Below are 14,429 nucleotides of genomic sequence, written 5' to 3'. Positions count from 1 at the left end.
ATCGCGCAAGAGGTGTGAATGCCAGATGAGGATTGGGACGGCTTTCGCGCACGCGACCGCCGGGCCCGCCCCTATCCGATATGGTCGAGCGGATTGACCGGTTCGCCTTCGCGGCGCAGCTCCAGCGTGACTTGCGGATCGGTCGCGCCTGCCACGCCGATCGGCGCGCCCGCAACCAGCTCGTCCCCCACCCGGGCATCGGCGCGCCCGAGCCCGGTGACGAGGCTGGTCCAGCCATCGCCATGGTCGATGATCACGATCCGCCCATAGCCGCGATAGGGCCCGGCGAAGGCGACCCGGCCGGGAGCTGGCGCGGTAACCTGCGCGCCGATCCGGGTGGCGATGGTCACCCCTTCGCTGCGTTGGCCGCCCCGGGTGGGGCTGCCGAAGCCCAGAACGGTGCGCCCCGTCACCGGCAGTTGCAGGCGAAACCGAGCCGCGCGGGTGGAGAGGCGCGGCGCGGGCGTGCCGGTCGCAACCCGCGCCGCGGCGGGATTTCCGGGACGCATCACGGGGCCGGGAAGCGCGGCCAGTCGCTTGCGCAGCGCCGCGGCATCGTCGAGCTGGTCGACCAGCCCGGTCAGGTCGCGCGCTTCCTCCGCGAGGGCCAGCGCCCGGTCGGTTTCGCGCGCTGCGTCGCCGCTCTTGCGGCGCGAGGCGAAGCGCTGGCGCGCCTCGATCGCGGCAAGCTTCCTGCGCTGGTCACCCAGCGTCTGCTGCTGTCTGCGCAACTGAGCGAGGCCGGTGCGCGTTTCCTGCTGCAAAGCCCGGCCCCGCTCGATCTCCTGCCGCAGCGTAGCGGTGCGCAGCTTTACCTGCGGTATGCTGGTTTCCAGCACCGCGCGCAGATAGACCGTGTCGCGCAGCGATCCGGGCCGCAACAGCGAGAGGATGATCGGCCGCCGGGCGAAATTCTGCAGCGCGGCGGTCAGCTCTACCAGCGGCTGCCGGCGTTCGGCCAATCGCCGCTGGAGCGAGGCGCGCTGGCGCGCGACCAACGCGAGGCGGCTTTCGCTCGCCTCGATCAGCGCCTCGGACTGCTGGATGCGCGCCGCGATCGCCGCCGCCTCCTGTCGCGTGCGATCGGCCTGTTCGCGCGCCTGGCGCGCCGCGCTGTCGAGCCGCTGGCTGCGCGCCGCCGCCGCCTGCGCCGCCGCCCGCGCACGGGTGATGTCCTGGCGAATCGCACGCGGAGCGGACGCGGTTCCGGCGACGCCATCCTCCTGCGCCTCCAGCGCTGGCACGAAGGCCACCGCCCCGACGAGGGCGAGTCCGAGTAGGACTTGGGCGTAGGCAGCGCGGGTCACGGCGCTATCCTGCCCGATGATAGGGATGTCCGGCAAGAATCGAGGTCGCGCGATAGAGCTGTTCCATCAGCATCGCGCGCGCCAGCAAATGCGGCCAGGTCGCGCTGCCGAAGGCGAGCAGCAGATCGGCCCCGGCCCGCTCGTCGTCGGCATGCCCGTCTGCGGCACCGAGCACGAAACGTATCTCTCGCATCCCGCCGTCGCGCCACTTCTCCAGGCGCTGGGCGAGTTCTTCGGACGACAGGTCGCGCCCGCGCTCGTCGAGCAGCACGGTGCGGTGTGGGCTTTGCGGTTCCGGAATGCGGCCACCGGTTTCGGGGAGCTCGGTCAGTTTCACCGGCCAGGTCAGCCGTTTCTCGTATCGCGCGACCAGCTCCGCCTCGGGCGAACGGGCGATCTTGCCCCGAGCGATGATGTGGAGGAGCGTTATTTGTCGGTACCGTCGGACTCCGGGGGTGGCGTCGCGCCCCGCCCGGTCGATAACGTGCTAGGCGTTGCCCGAAGCCACCGGCGGTGCATCGCCGAACGCCCACATGCGTTCCAGATTATAGAAGCTGCGCACTTCGGGACGGAACAGGTGGACGATCACGTCACCGGCATCGAGCAGCACCCAGTCGGCGGTGGGCAGACCTTCGAGCCGCACGGGGCCGAACCCCTGCTGCTTCACCTTCTCGGCCAGCTTCTGCGCGATCGAGGCAACCTGCCGCGTGGAGCGGCCCGACGCGATCACCATGTGATCGGCGATCGAGGATTTGCCCTCCAGCGGGATGGAAACGATGTCCTGCGCCTGATCGTCGTCGAGCTGCTCCAGCACGAGGGCGTGCAGCGAGCCGGGCTCAGCATCGGCGAGAGGCGGACGAAGCGTGTCGTCGGCAGAGGCCGCCGACGCGGGTTGCGCCTTGGTCATGGGCGAGTGCGATACTCCTGTCATGGTCTGAAAATGGGAAGCGCCAGGAAAATTGCCAGTCCTCACGCGGGTTTGCTCGCTGTTGATGTAGAAAGGGAGGCAATCGGGCGGTGAGTCACCTGATCGCGCAGGCTCCATTGGGGCGCGGCGTCGGTATCGAAGTCGGCCGCCCAGTCCGGGTCGGCGCGGCGGATCGCCGTGGCCGATCGCGGATCGGGATCAAATCGCAGGATCACCAGCGCCGGTGCCCTCCACCGCCCCTGTTTACGAAAGGCCGCCGGTGTCGTGCGATACCGCCTGAGCCATGCCATCGCGGGGCTGGCGATAGCGGCTGCATCATAACCCGGCCGTGCGATTACCGCAATCGGCACCAGACGCGCTATGTCGCGCCAGCCCTTCCACCGGTGGAATATCGCCAGATTGTCCGAGCCCATCAGCCAGACGAAGCGCCGCTTGCGATAGCGCCGCAACAACGACCGCAGCGTATCGAGGGTATAGCGCGTATGGAATTCCCGCTCGATCGCGGTCACGCGGATCGGTGCGCGGCGCGCCTGGCGTACAGCCGAGCGATAGCGCGCCGCCAATGGAGCCATGCCCTTCACGGGCTTGAGCGGATTGCCGGGGGAAACCAGCCACCACACCTCGTCCAGCCCTAGCGCCTCGCGCGCGAACAGCGAGATCCTGCGATGCCCGCCATGGGCCGGATTGAAGCTCCCACCGAGGAGGCCGATGCGGATTGCGCGTGTCACCACGCCTACCAAAGCGAACGCGAGCTGCGCTGGCAAGCGTTCGCTTTGGCCAAGCTTGGGCATTGAAACGAATCGGGCGCAACGCGCTCCACGCTCGCTGGTTCCAAAAAAATCGGTTCGGTGGACAGATATTTGTCGCTTCATCCCGCGACTCACTCGACTCGGCGGTTAACCGCTTATCGTGATTCGACCCCTCGCAGGGTGGCTGCTAGCCGCCCCGCGGATCGCATTGGACACCAATTACAGGTCGGGGGTCGACTTGACTATTAACCACTCCGATGGCGGATTTCGCCAGCGGCTTTCCGGATTGTTCGTGGAGCGCGAGTTTTTCATGCGCTCTCACGGACAGGTTCGTTTCGTAACGCTTTCCGCGCGGCTGCAGAAGATGATCGCCGCCGGTGCGATCGCGTTGATCGTTGCATCCATCGCCAGTCTCGGCGCGATGAGCTATCTGCAATACCGCACCTTGTCGGAACGATCGGCGCTGGTGGAACGCGAGGCGAAGATCGCCTCCGCGGAAGACCGTGTCGGTGCTTATCGCGACGATCTGAAATCGGTCGCCCATGACCTCGAGAAGCGGCAGGATTTCCTCGAAAGCGTGATCACCACCCTGCCCGAGGATGCCCGCACCGAAGATGCGGCGGCAGAAGGCAGCGAGACGACCGAGACCGTCGCGAAGGTAGGCGCCGCGCTTCCCGAAGCGCGTGGACTGGTCGCGATCGAGGCGCGCCAGCTCGCCCTGGTCGACCGGCTGACGCGCTTCGCCGATGGCCGCTCCGATCGCGCGGCGAAGGCGATTCGCCAGCTCGGCCTCAATCCCAGCACGGTCATCGCCACCGCCGATCGCGGCGCGGCGATGGGTGGTCCGCTGGAAAAGATCGGGCTGAACAAGGACGATCCGCTCGATCCACGCTTCGAGCGTCTGGCGGCGAGCCTGGTACGGATGAACGCGCTCGAGGCCGGGCTGGAAGGAATTCCGCAGTTCAAGCCAACCATGGGCGCGGCGATCAGCTCCAGCTTCGGCTATCGCCACGACCCGTTCGACGGATCGACGGCCTTCCACGCCGGGCCGATTTCAGCGGCGCGATGGGCGCGCCGATCTTCGCCGCGGCGACCGGCCGGGTCAGCTTCGTCGGCGTGCGACATGGCTACGGCAACGTGGTGGAGATCAGCCACGGCAACGGGCTGATGACGCGCTACGCGCACATGTCGAAATTCGGCGCGAAGGTGGGCCAGCGGGTGGAGGCGGGCGACCGCATCGGCGCGATCGGCAGCACCGGGCGTTCGACCGGCCCGCATCTTCATTTCGAAGTCCGCATCAACGACCAGCCGGTCAATCCGCGCCTGTTTCTGGAGAAGGCCAACCATGTTCTCAAAGAAGCCCGCCGCGCCGACCCCAGCACGCACCGGCAGCATGGCTAAGCCGCAAAGCTCGGGCAGCTTCTCGGTCATCGGGTCCGACGTCACCATCACCGGCGACATCGACGCCTCGACCGAACTGCATATCGACGGCACCGTGGAAGGCGACATTTCCTGTGCCGCGCTGATTCAAGGGGACACCGGGGTCATCAACGGAGCGGTCAAGGCCCACAGCGCGCGGCTTGCGGGCCGAATCGAGGGCGCGGTCGATGCGAGCGAGCTGGTAATTCTGAAAAGCGCGACGATCGAGGGCGATGCGCGCTACGACACGCTGACGATCGAACAGGGTGCCAGCGTGGCGGGCCGGTTCGCCCCGCGCGATGCGACCGGACAGGCAAGCGAAGATTTGCCGCGCGAGCCCAGGCTCACCGTAGCGAGCTGACCCGTTCGGCCGGTCAGCCGAGCACTTCGGCTCGCAGCGCCTTGCGGTCGAGCTTCCCGATCATCGTCTTGGGCAGCTCGTCGCGCACCACCACGCGATCGACCCGCTCGTGCTTGCCCACGCGGGCATTCAACCAGTCGTGCAGCGTCTCGCCGGTCGCATCGGCACCTTCGCGCAAGGTCACGTAGGCACGAGGGCTCTCGCCGCGGTAATCGTCGGGCACGCCGATCACGAGCGCTTCCTTCACCGCGTCGTTTTCCAGCAGCACCTCTTCCACCTGGCTCGGGAAGACCTTGAACCCGCCGACCGCGATCATGTCCTTGATCCGGTCGACGATCTTCAGGAAGCCGTCCTCGTCCAGCGTCGCGACATCGCCGGTACGCAGCCAGTGCCGCCCGCCATGCATGACGAACACGTTCTTCGCCGCGTCAGGCCGGTTCCAGTAACCCTGCATGATCTGCGGCCCGTGGATCGCCAGTTCGCCCGGTTCGCCAGGTTCGGCGATAACCGTCGGGTCTTCCTTGTCGAGCAGCAGGATCTCGGTGCCGGGTAGCACTTGTCCGATCGTGCCGGGCTTGCGCGTGCCGTCATAGGGATTGGTCGACACAACGCCTGAACTCTCTGTCAGGCCGTATCCTTCGACCAGCCGCACCCCGCTGCGCTCCTCGAAGTCCTCGCGCAACGGCCCCGGGAGGGGCGCGCCGCCCGAGATGCAGATCTTAAGCGAGGAAAGCGCCTCCCGGCTGAAATCGTCATGGTCGAGCAGCGCCTGGTACATGGTCGGCACGCCGGGGAAGGCGGTGGCGCGCGTGCGCCGGATCGTCGCGATGACCTGTTTCGCGTCGAAGCGCGGGACCATCGCGATGCATCCGCCGCGCACCACCGTGCGGTTGAGCACGCAGGTGTTGGCGAAGACGTGGAACAGCGGCAGCGCGCCCATGATGATGTCGTCGTCGCCATCGTCGAACGGATCGATCGCATCGACCTGCTGCGCGTTCAGCGACAGGTTCGCGTGGCTCAGCATCGCCCCCTTGGGCCGACCGGTCGTGCCGCCGGTATATTGCAGCAAAGCGAGATCGTCGGGCGTCAGGTCCACGGGCTCGGCATTGCCATGCGTCAACAGGTCGCTCCAACGCCACACGCCGTGGCCCTGACGGTCGCCGTAATCGGGCTTGCTGATTTTCGAGCCGCCCAGCAACTTGAGCGCCCAGCGCTTCAGGGTGGGGAGAGCATCGCCCAGCCGCCCGACGATCAGCGCCTCTAGCGCGGAGGCGCGCAGCACCTTCTCGGCCGTGGGATAGAGTGCCGCGACATCGGCGGTGACGAGAAAGCGCGTCCCCGAATCGGCAACCTGCTGCGACAACTCCTCCACCGTGTAGAGCGGCGAGAAATTGACCACCGTCGCGCCGGCCATCATCGCGCCGTAATAGGCCGCGACATAGATCGGCATATTGGGCAGGAACAGACCGACGCGGTCGCCCCGCCCGATCCCGCGGGCCCGCAATCCCGCGGCGAACGCCTGCGCCTCTGCGTGCATTTCCCGATAGCTGAAGCGCCGCCCGAGAAATTCCACCAATGGCGCATCGGGTGCGCGCGCCACCGCTTCGGCGAGGAGCGTAGGCAAGGTCTTGGGCGTTAGCGGAAAATCCCAGGCGACCGGGTGGTGATAGGGCAGCTTACTGACATCCATGTAAGCAAGGATGCCCGTTCCCGCGCCCCTTCGCAAGGGCGCTTCGCTCCGCCCCGGCCAGGATCAGACTGGTTCGTCGCCCCCGCCGGACGTTCCGGCAGCTTCGGCGGCACGCTTCGCTTCCAGCCAGGCGGCGGCTTCGGCTTCCTGCGCGGCTTCGGCGGCGGCCTTCTCGTTCGCCTCGCGCTCGGCCCGCAGTTCGGCGATCAGCTTGTCCTTGTCGCTGGTGTTATCGGCAACGGGGACCGGTTGACCTTCATCCGTCGTCCCGGCCTTCTTCGCCGCCTTCGCCACCACCGCGTCGAGCTCGCGCTGCGAGCACAGGCCCAGCGTTACCGGGTCCTTGGGCTGGATGTTCTGGATGTTCCAGTGGGTGCGATCGCGGATCGCGCCGATGGTATTGCGGGTGGTGCCGATCAGCTTGCCAATTTGCGCATCGGTCACCTCGGGATGATTGCGAAGAATCCAGGCGATGCCGTCGGGCTTGTCCTGCCGCTTCGACACCGGGGTGTAGCGCGGTCCCTTGGTCCGCGTGACTTCGACCGGGGCCTTGTGCATCTTGAGCGAATAGGAGCTGTCTTTCTGCCCCTTCTCGATCTCTTCCTGCGTCAGCTCGCCCGCGTGCACGGGATCGCGGCCGGTATACTTGCTACCCGCCAGATCGTCCGCCATCGCCTGCACTTCGAGGATATGGAGCCCGCAGAATTCGGCGATCTGTTCGAAGGACAGGCCGGTGTTGTCGACCAGCCAGGTGGCGGTCGCGTGCGGCATCAGCGGTTTGGGTTGGTCGGCCATCGGGCACCTCTTGAAAATAGAAGGGCCGCCCCTTTCGGAGCGGCCGTTGCACCCTCACACTTAGGCGAGCGGACCGCCTGCGGCAAGCCCCGCTCGGGCCGCGAGACCTCAGGGGTGCGCCTGGATCGCAAGTCCTTCGACGAATTGCGCCGTCGCCGCGTCCCAGCCGAAGGTCTCCCCATAGGCCGCGCACCGGCTCCGGTCGCAATAGAGCGCCGCCGCGATAGCGCGGTCGAGATCGTCCGAGACGGCACCGCAATCGTCGGTCAGGATATCCATCGGGCCGGGGACGGGGAAGGCGGCGACCGGGGTGCCGCAGGCGAGCGCCTCTATCATGACGAGGCCGAAGGTGTCGGTGCGGCTGGGAAAGACGAACACGTCCGCCCCGGCATAGCAGCCAGCGAGTTCGCGGCCGGATCTGGGTCCAAGGAAATGCGCCTCGGGAAACCGCCTGGCGAGATCGGCGCGGGCCGGGCCTTCGCCGACCACCACCTTGCTGCCGGGATAGCCGTTGGCGAGGAACGCCTCGATATTCTTCTCCACCGCCACGCGGCCGACGTAAAGCTGGATCGGGCGTTCAAGCCCTTCGAATGCGGACGGAGGCGGGGCGTCCGGAGTGAAGCAGGCGGTATCGACCCCCCGGCCCCAGTGGTGAAGGTTGGTCAGCCCCTGTTCGCGCAGTTCGCCGCGAATGCTCTCGGTCGCGACCATGATCGTTTCCGACGGTCGATGGAACCAGCGGATGTAGGGCCAGAACGCCCCCGCAGGCAGGCCGGTACGGCGAGCGAGATAGTCGGGAAACCGGGTATGGAAAGCGGTAGTGAACGGCTTCCCTACGCCTAGGCAATAGCGCCGCGCGGCCAGCCCCAGCGGCCCTTCCGTCGCGATGTGGATCGCATCGGGCGCGATCGCCGCAAGCCGGTGCCGGATGGCGCCGGGTGGAGCGAGCGCGAGCCGAATCTCGGGGTAGGTCGGGCAGGGAATGGAGCGGAACCGGTCGGGCGCGATCACATGCACCACATGCCCGCCCGCGCGCAGCATCTCGCACGTGGTCGACAACGTGCGCACCACGCCGTTGACCTGTGGGAACCACGCATCGGTGACGATGGCGATGGTGCTCGCGCCCGGAGCGGGGGTGCGGCGCGCGGTTGCCTCCCCCTCCAGCGCCCGCATGTCGAGGGGGGCGTTCACGCCGCGGCCCGGCCTGTCGCGGCGCCGGCCTCGCTTGCGACACCGCTCTCGCGCTTCGCGATCTCGTCGGGCCAGTGGAGCACTTCCATCCGCCCGTCGAAATGTTCGACCAGCGCGTTGCATCCTTCCACCCAGTCGCCATCGTTCCAGTATTCGATGCGGCGCCCGTCGTGGCTGAATTCGCGGAATTCGGCGGTGTGGATATGGCCGCATACCACGCCGTCGACCCCGCGCTCACCAGCGGCACGGGCGACCACCTCCTCGTAATGGGAGATGAACTCGACCGCGTTCTTGACCTTGTGCTTGGCCATCTTGCTCAGCGACCAGTAGGGTAGGTCGAGCCGCTGGCGCACCATGTTGACCCAGCGGTTGAGCCCCATCATCAGGGTGTAGAGCGCGTCGCCGACGAAGGCGAGCCAGCGGTGCGCGAGCATAATGGTGTCGAACTCGTCGCCGTGCAGCACCATCAATCGCCGACCGTCGGCCGTGGTGTGGAAGGCCGCGCGCGCGATCTCCACCCCGCCGAAATGCATGCCGGAAAAGGGCCGCACCATCTCGTCGTGATTGCCGGGAATGTAGACGATGCGGGTGCCGCGCTTGGCCCGTTTCAGGATGCGCCACACGACGTCGTTGTGCTCCGCGGGCCAATAGACCTTCTTCTTCAGCCGCCAGCCGTCGATGATGTCACCGACGAGGTACATCGTCTCGCTGTCGGTGCTGTCGAGGAAATCGATCAGCAGCTCCGCGTTGCATCCCTTGGTGCCCAGGTGCACGTCGCTGATCCAGATCGTGCGATAGCGACGTCGCTTGCCGTCGACCGGTTCGGGCACCTTGGGCTCGGCTGGGATGAACGTGGCGATATTGTCGAACACCGGAGCCAGTCCGGGTTTCGCCGCATCTTTCGGATCGATCGGGCCGTCGAACATCGTGCTACCCCCCGCCAGAATTGGAATTCTCCTTCTGGCTGGATGGCACAGTAATGTTACGTCCGATTCACGGTACGGCGTCCGATCGGTGACATAATTGCGGTTATGCGACGCGTCCCTCGCGCGAAAAAGTCCCGCTCAGCCGACCGCAAGCACGATCTTGCCGATATGGTCGCCTGCCTCCATCCGGGCATGCGCGACCGCCGCTTCGGCGAGCGGGAACGTCTCGTCCATGATCGGGGCCAGCGTGCCGTCGGCGAACAGCGGCCATGCCTCAGCGGCGATTTCCTGCGCCAGCGCGGTCTTGAACGCGTCCGAGCGTGGGCGCAGGGTGGAGCCGGTCAGTGTCAGCCGCCGGCTCATCACGACCGCCATGTTGATTTCCGCCTTCATGCCGCCAAGCACGGCAATGGTGACATGCCTCCCGTCCTCCGCCAGACATTGCAGGTTGCGCGCGACGTAATCGCCCGAAACCATGTCGAGCACGACGTTTGCGCCCTTCCCGTCGGTAAAATCCTTCACCGCTTCCACGAAGTCGCTGGTCTTGTAATTGATCGCGAGGTCGGCGCCGACCTTTTCCGCCTCGGCGCATTTCGCGTCGTCGCCGCAGGTCACGATCACGGTCAGGCCGAACGCCTTGCCCAGCATCGTCGCCATCGTGCCGATGCCGCTGGTGCCGCCATGGATCAGCAGCGTCTCCCCGTCGCATGCCGAGCCACGCTCGAACACGTTGTGCCATACGGTGAACAGCGTCTCGGGGATCGCCGCTGCGTTTTTAAGGTCCATCCCTTCGGGTACGGGCAGGCAATGGCCCGCCGGCACCACGCAGTATTCGGCATAGCCGCCCCCCGGCGCGAGCGCGCAGACCGTCTGCCCCACCATGGCTTCACCCACGCCCGGCGCGGCGGCGACCACTTCGCCGGCGATCTCCAGCCCCAGAATCGGCGACGCGCCTGGCGGCGGCGGATATTGCCCCGCGCGCTGGATACAATCGGGCCGGTTGACTCCGGCATAGGCCACGCGAACCAATACCTCGTCCGCTTCCGGGCTGGGTAGCGGTACGGTTTCCGGGCGAAGGACATCCGGCCCGCCCGGCTCGTCGAAGCCGATCGCGGTCATGGTTTCGGGCAGGTCGGTGGGCATAGAGATCGCGGTCCCCCGTGTGGCCATGGCGGCTTATCGCGCCGCACGGTTCGCCGCAACTACAGGGCTGCGGCATTGACAGCAAGCGGGTGGCGGGGAAGACTGCGGCTCGATGGATGAGGACGACCGTCCGCGCCCACGGGGCGACGCCGCCAGCCGACTGGTTGCGGAGGACCTTGCGCCCTATTCTCAGGACGAACTGACCGAGCGGATCGCGCTGCTGGAGGCGGAGATCGCACGGGTCGCGGCCCATCGCGACCGTGCCGCCAGCCACCGCGCGGCGGCGGACGCCCTGTTCGGCAAGGGCGGTTCGTGATCGCGCCCCGGTCTTCACACGCGACCGGCGGCTCCCCATATTCCACGCAAGGCGATGGACACCATTCGCCAGTTTCCTCAGCCCGCATTCATGCTGCAGCATGCAACTTAACGATAGCGGGACCGCCACTTCGGGACACATCATTACATGCCTAGCTTCGCCCAGAACCTCGAAAGAACCCTCCATGCCGCGATCGACAGTGCGCGCGAGCGGCGTCACGAATACGCAACGCTCGAACACCTGCTGCTCGCCCTGATCGCCGACGAGGATGCAGCGGAAGTGATGGGCGCATGCGGGGTCGACCTCGCCGAACTGGCCGCGGTCGTGCAGACCTATCTCGACCAGGAATATCAGTCGCTGCGTCCCGACGAGGCGGGCGAACCGCAGCCAACGGCCGGGTTCCAGCGCGTGATCCAGCGCGCCATCCTGCACGTCCAGTCGAGCGACAAGGATAGCGTCACCGGTGCCAACGTGCTGGTCGCGCTGTTCTCCGAACGCGACAGCTACGCGGTCTATTTCCTGCAGCAACAGGACATGAGCCGGCTCGATGCGGTGAGCTTTATCAGCCACGGCATCGGCAAGGGCGGGCGCCAGATCGAAAGCCGCAATCCGCAAGGATCGGAAGAAGACGCAGCCGAGGAAAAGGCCGACGGCGCTACGGGCAACAAGAAGGAAACGGCGCTCGACCAATTTACGGTCGACCTCAATGCGAAGGCGAAGGCGGGCAAGGTCGATCCCCTGATCGGGCGCGGACCCGAGGTCGACCGCACGGTGCAGATCCTGTGCCGCCGCAGCAAGAACAACCCGCTCTATGTTGGCGATCCGGGCGTCGGGAAGACCGCCATCGCCGAAGGCCTCGCGCGCAAGATCGTCGAGAAGGACGTTCCCGAGGTGCTGGAAGAGGCGGTGATCTATTCGCTCGACATGGGCGCGCTGCTCGCCGGCACACGCTATCGCGGCGATTTCGAGGAACGGCTCAAGCAGGTCGTATCCGAGCTGGAAAAGCTGCCGCACGCGATCCTGTTCATCGACGAGATTCACACGGTGATCGGGGCCGGCGCGACCAGCGGCGGGGCGATGGACGCGTCCAATCTGCTCAAGCCCGCGCTGTCCGGCGGCACGATCCGCTGCATCGGGTCGACCACCTACAAGGAGTTCCGCAACCATTTCGAGAAGGATCGCGCGCTGCTGCGCCGCTTCCAGAAGATCGACGTGAACGAACCGACGATCGAGGACACGATCAAGATCCTGAAGGGGCTGAAGAGCGCTTTCGAGGATCACCACAAGGTGAAATACACTGCCGATGCGCTGAAGACCGCGGTCGAGCTGTCGAGCCGTTATATCAACGACCGCAAGCTGCCCGACAAGGCGATCGACGTGGTGGACGAGGTCGGCGCGATGCAGATGCTGGTCGCGCCCAGCCGCCGGAAGAAGAAGATCACGTCGAAGGAGATCGAGGCGGTGATCGCGACCATGGCGCGCATCCCCCCCAAATCGGTGTCGAAGGACGACAAGCGTGCGCTGGAGAATCTCGAACGCGATCTGAAGCATGTCGTGTTCGGCCAGGACGCGGCGGTGAAGAAGCTGTCGACCGCGATGAAGCTGAGCCGCGCAGGGCTTCGCGATCCGGACAAGCCGATCGGCTCGTTCCTGTTCAGCGGCCCCACCGGCGTCGGCAAGACAGAGGTCGCGCGCCAGCTCGCCAGCATCATGGGGATCGAGCTCAAGCGGTTCGACATGTCCGAATACATGGAACGCCACAGCGTTTCCCGGCTGATCGGCGCGCCTCCGGGCTATGTCGGCTACGACCAGGGTGGGCTGCTGACCGATGCGGTCGACCAGAACCCGCATTGCGTGCTGCTGCTCGACGAGATCGAGAAGGCGCATCCCGACCTGTTCAACATCCTGTTGCAGGTGATGGATAACGGCCGCCTGACCGACCATCACGGCAAGACGGTCGATTTCCGCAACGTGGTGCTGATCATGACCACCAATGCTGGCGCCGCCGACATGGCGCGCCAGGGCATCGGCTTCGGCGATGTCAGCAAGGAGGATGCGAGCGAGGAGGCGGTGAAGCGCATGTTCACCCCCGAATTCCGCAACCGCCTCGATGCGATCGTGCCGTTCGGCTATCTCGGCAAGGACACGGTGGGCCGTGTTGTCGACAAGTTCATCCTGCAGCTCGAACTCCAGCTCGCGGAGCAGAATGTCGACATCCAGTTCGACAAGGAAGCGCGCGAGTGGCTGGGCGACAAGGGCTACGATCGCCTCTACGGCGCACGCCCCATGGGTCGTCTGCTGCAGGAGCGGATCAAGCAGCCGCTGGCCGAGGAGCTGCTGTTCGGCAAGCTGGCCGATGGCGGCGAAGTGCATGTCAGCATCAAGGACGGCAAGCCGAGCTTCGAGCTGACCCCGGCCCCGCCAAAGGCCAAGCGCAAACCGCCGGCGAAGAAGAAGCCGGTCGCGAAGGAAGCGAAGCCCGCGGACGAAAGCGAGCCCGAGGGCAGCGGGGAGGAGTGATCCCCCGATTGGATCGAACATGAGCGGGGGCGCGGACCGGGAACGGTTCGCGCCCCGTTTGCTTGAATCGGCACGATGTCCACCGCGCCCCTCTCCTGGATCCGGCCCGAACCGTGGGGCATCCACGTCGTCCCCGCCGATGCGTGGATCGACCCGGCTCGGGCAGTCGACCGCGCATTGGTGACCCATGGCCATGCCGATCACGCGCGCGGCGGGCATGGCGAAACGATCGCGACGCCCGCAACGCTCGACATCATGAAGTTGCGCTACGCGACTTCGGACGGGGCGCAGCCGGTGGAATATGGCGAGACGATCCGGCTGCCGGGCGGCGTCGATGCGACCTACATCCCGGCCGGGCATGTGCTCGGCAGCGCACAGATTCTGCTCGAGCACGCGGACGAGCGGGTCGTCGTTACCGGCGATTACAAACGCCGCGCGGATCCCACCTGCCCACCCTTCCAGGTGACGCCGTGCGACATCTTCATCACAGAGGCGACCTTCGGCCTGCCGGTCTTCACCCACCCGCCGATCGCGGAAGAGATGACGAAGCTGCTCGACCGGCTGGCGGCGTATCCCGACAGCTGCGTGCTCGTCGGCGCATATGCCTTGGGCAAGGCGCAACGGGTGATCGCCGAACTGCGCGCCGCGGGGCACATGCAACCGATCTACCTCCACGGCGCGATGGAGAAGATGTGCCGCCTCTACGAAGAGCACGGGGTCGATCTGGGCGAACTGCGCCTGGTTTCGGACCATTCGAAAGATGACATGCGCGGCAGCATCGTCGTCTGTCCGCCATCCGCGTTGAATGATCGCTGGAGCCGCCGCCTGCCCGATCCCATCACCGCGATGGCCAGCGGCTGGATGCGGGTTCGTCAGCGCGCCCGGCAAAGGAACGTCGAGCTGCCGCTCATCATCTCGGACCATGCCGATTGGGGCGAGCTGACCCGCACAATCCAGGAGGTCGACGCCGCCGAAACATGGATTACGCATGGCCGCGAGGAAGCGCTGCTACGCTGGTGCCAGCTCCACCAGCGCCGCGCGCGTGCCTTGGCGATGGTCGGGTATGAGGACGAGGACGACTAGG

15 protein-coding genes are annotated in these 14,429 nt (G+C 66.4%); 6 read left to right on the top strand and 9 right to left on the bottom strand.

Annotated features, from left to right (window positions below):
* Positions 1-71 precede the first annotated feature (71 nt).
* From F7D01_RS06795 to F7D01_RS06780, 4 genes are all read right to left on the bottom strand, one after another.
* Positions 72-1,343, bottom strand: coding sequence for a murein hydrolase activator EnvC (locus F7D01_RS06795; RefSeq protein ID WP_215229428.1), 1,272 nt, complete (start codon positions 1,341-1,343; stop codon positions 72-74).
* A complete protein-coding gene (locus F7D01_RS06790; RefSeq protein WP_215229707.1) occupies positions 1,312-1,737 on the bottom strand; it encodes a 23S rRNA (pseudouridine(1915)-N(3))-methyltransferase RlmH in 426 nt (141 codons plus the stop codon). Before F7D01_RS06790 ends, F7D01_RS06795 begins: the two co-directional genes overlap by 32 nt.
* Positions 1,738-1,794: 57 nt before the next feature.
* The gene (gene rsfS, locus F7D01_RS06785; protein ID WP_215229427.1) at positions 1,795-2,214 is read right to left on the bottom strand and encodes a ribosome silencing factor; all 420 of its coding nucleotides are present in this window, start codon (positions 2,212-2,214) and stop codon (positions 1,795-1,797) included.
* A 62-nt stretch (positions 2,215-2,276) separates the two neighbouring features.
* Complete coding sequence (locus tag F7D01_RS06780; RefSeq protein WP_251567142.1) at positions 2,277-2,963, bottom strand: nicotinate-nucleotide adenylyltransferase; 687 nt, start codon at positions 2,961-2,963, stop codon at positions 2,277-2,279.
* Positions 2,964-3,222: 259 nt separating this feature from the next.
* Between F7D01_RS06780 and F7D01_RS06775 the strand changes: the two genes are divergently transcribed.
* From F7D01_RS06775 to F7D01_RS06770, 3 genes are read left to right on the top strand one after another with little or no spacing between them, the layout of a single operon-like run.
* The gene (locus F7D01_RS06775; RefSeq protein WP_371819697.1) at positions 3,223-4,152 is read left to right on the top strand and encodes a M23 family peptidase; all 930 of its coding nucleotides are present in this window, start codon (positions 3,223-3,225) and stop codon (positions 4,150-4,152) included.
* Positions 4,050-4,385, top strand: a complete 336-nt coding sequence (locus F7D01_RS15515) for a M23 family metallopeptidase (protein ID WP_371819696.1) — start codon at positions 4,050-4,052, stop codon at positions 4,383-4,385. The genes F7D01_RS06775 and F7D01_RS15515 overlap by 103 nt, the downstream gene beginning before the upstream one ends.
* On the top strand, positions 4,378-4,764 hold the full coding sequence (locus tag F7D01_RS06770; RefSeq protein WP_215229425.1) for a polymer-forming cytoskeletal protein: 387 nt from the start codon (positions 4,378-4,380) through the stop codon (positions 4,762-4,764). The genes F7D01_RS15515 and F7D01_RS06770 overlap by 8 nt, the downstream gene beginning before the upstream one ends.
* 13 nt (positions 4,765-4,777) lie before the next feature.
* Here F7D01_RS06770 and F7D01_RS06765 read toward each other — a convergent pair whose 3' ends face one another.
* From F7D01_RS06765 to F7D01_RS06745, 5 genes are all read right to left on the bottom strand, one after another.
* Entirely contained in the window at positions 4,778-6,454 is a 1,677-nt protein-coding gene (locus F7D01_RS06765; protein WP_215229424.1) for a long-chain fatty acid--CoA ligase, read from the bottom strand.
* A 63-nt stretch (positions 6,455-6,517) separates the two neighbouring features.
* On the bottom strand, positions 6,518-7,249 hold the full coding sequence (locus tag F7D01_RS06760) for a DUF1013 domain-containing protein (RefSeq protein ID WP_215229423.1): 732 nt from the start codon (positions 7,247-7,249) through the stop codon (positions 6,518-6,520).
* Positions 7,250-7,357: 108 nt separating this feature from the next.
* Entirely contained in the window at positions 7,358-8,422 is a 1,065-nt protein-coding gene (locus F7D01_RS06755; RefSeq protein ID WP_215229706.1) for a glycosyltransferase family 1 protein, read from the bottom strand.
* A gap of 14 nt (positions 8,423-8,436) precedes the next feature.
* Positions 8,437-9,366, bottom strand: a complete 930-nt coding sequence (locus F7D01_RS06750) for a UDP-2,3-diacylglucosamine diphosphatase (protein WP_215229422.1) — start codon at positions 9,364-9,366, stop codon at positions 8,437-8,439.
* A 138-nt stretch (positions 9,367-9,504) separates the two neighbouring features.
* The gene (locus tag F7D01_RS06745) at positions 9,505-10,536 is read right to left on the bottom strand and encodes an NAD(P)H-quinone oxidoreductase (RefSeq protein ID WP_371819695.1); all 1,032 of its coding nucleotides are present in this window, start codon (positions 10,534-10,536) and stop codon (positions 9,505-9,507) included.
* Between the two features lie 85 nt (positions 10,537-10,621).
* On the opposite strand from F7D01_RS06745, the gene F7D01_RS06740 reads away from it, so the two are divergent.
* The 3 genes from F7D01_RS06740 (at position 10,622) to F7D01_RS06730 (ending at position 14,428) form a co-directional block, all read left to right on the top strand.
* Entirely contained in the window at positions 10,622-10,825 is a 204-nt protein-coding gene (locus tag F7D01_RS06740; RefSeq protein ID WP_215229421.1) for a DUF1192 domain-containing protein, read from the top strand.
* 147 nt (positions 10,826-10,972) lie between these two features.
* Complete coding sequence (gene clpA / locus F7D01_RS06735; protein WP_215229420.1) at positions 10,973-13,345, top strand: ATP-dependent Clp protease ATP-binding subunit ClpA; 2,373 nt, start codon at positions 10,973-10,975, stop codon at positions 13,343-13,345.
* 75 nt (positions 13,346-13,420) lie between these two features.
* Positions 13,421-14,428, top strand: coding sequence for a ligase-associated DNA damage response exonuclease (locus F7D01_RS06730; protein WP_215229419.1), 1,008 nt, complete (start codon positions 13,421-13,423; stop codon positions 14,426-14,428).
* The last annotated feature ends 1 nt before the right edge of the window (position 14,429 follow it).

It is taken from the genome of Erythrobacter sp. 3-20A1M, assembly GCF_018636735.1.
Lineage (GTDB): Bacteria > Pseudomonadota > Alphaproteobacteria > Sphingomonadales > Sphingomonadaceae > Alteriqipengyuania.
Note: the sequence above shows the minus strand (reverse complement) of the source record. Positions and strands in the feature narration are given on the sequence as shown.

Bases quoted from the DNA above. Each gene is read 5' to 3' on its own strand.
- rsfS (WP_215229427.1), bottom strand. From the start codon at position 2,214: ATGACCAAGGCGCAACCCGCGTCGGCGGCCTCTGCCGACGACACGCTT.
- F7D01_RS15515 (WP_371819696.1), top strand. From the start codon at position 4,050: ATGGGCGCGCCGATCTTCGCCGCGGCGACCGGCCGGGTCAGCTTCGTC.
- F7D01_RS06770 (WP_215229425.1), top strand. From the start codon at position 4,378: ATGGCTAAGCCGCAAAGCTCGGGCAGCTTCTCGGTCATCGGGTCCGAC.
- F7D01_RS06765 (WP_215229424.1), bottom strand. From the start codon at position 6,454: ATGGATGTCAGTAAGCTGCCCTATCACCACCCGGTCGCCTGGGATTTT.
- F7D01_RS06760 (WP_215229423.1), bottom strand. From the start codon at position 7,249: ATGGCCGACCAACCCAAACCGCTGATGCCGCACGCGACCGCCACCTGG.
- F7D01_RS06755 (WP_215229706.1), bottom strand. From the start codon at position 8,422: ATGCGGGCGCTGGAGGGGGAGGCAACCGCGCGCCGCACCCCCGCTCCG.
- F7D01_RS06750 (WP_215229422.1), bottom strand. From the start codon at position 9,366: ATGTTCGACGGCCCGATCGATCCGAAAGATGCGGCGAAACCCGGACTG.
- F7D01_RS06745 (WP_371819695.1), bottom strand. From the start codon at position 10,536: ATGGCCACACGGGGGACCGCGATCTCTATGCCCACCGACCTGCCCGAA.
- F7D01_RS06740 (WP_215229421.1), top strand. From the start codon at position 10,622: ATGGATGAGGACGACCGTCCGCGCCCACGGGGCGACGCCGCCAGCCGA.
- clpA (WP_215229420.1), top strand. From the start codon at position 10,973: ATGCCTAGCTTCGCCCAGAACCTCGAAAGAACCCTCCATGCCGCGATC.
- F7D01_RS06730 (WP_215229419.1), top strand. From the start codon at position 13,421: ATGTCCACCGCGCCCCTCTCCTGGATCCGGCCCGAACCGTGGGGCATC.